This is a genomic window from Candidatus Infernicultor aquiphilus, from assembly GCF_002784285.1.
In the GTDB taxonomy this organism is placed as follows: Bacteria; Atribacterota; Phoenicimicrobiia; order Phoenicimicrobiales; family Phoenicimicrobiaceae; genus Infernicultor; species Infernicultor aquiphilus.
On sequence record NZ_PFKO01000086.1, the window covers coordinates 1,154 to 1,543 of the forward strand.

At 29.7% G+C, this 390-nt stretch carries 1 protein-coding gene; it reads left to right on the forward strand.

Going from position 1 to position 390, the window contains the following annotated elements:
* Positions 1–390: endonuclease domain-containing protein (locus tag COZ07_RS02435; protein ID WP_406607004.1), on the forward strand; the 390-nt coding region annotated here is incomplete at both ends.

The following is a 390-nucleotide window of genomic DNA, read 5'->3' on the forward strand; positions in this document are numbered from 1 at the left end:
TACCCGACAGCAAGTAATAGGGAATTATATTGTTGATTTTCATTGTCCCAAATTAAATCTTGTAATTGAAATAGATGGCGAAAGTCATGATTTCAAAGGTGAATATGATAAAAAAAGAGACGAATTTTTAAAATCCATCGGATTAGAAGTATTACATTTCAAAGATATAGATGTAAAAAAATCGCTTAATCTTGTTGTTGAACAAATTCAGCAATACATAAAAGATAATACCCCGTCTGCTATGCAGACACCCCTTTTGGGAAAAGGGGAATTAAATCTGAAATATAAACATTTACCTATTGATACGAAATATTTCAAAGATATAGAATTTGAAATTCTGGGATTATTTGATGATTTAGATAATGCCTTAGATGGTTGGCTAATTAAGAG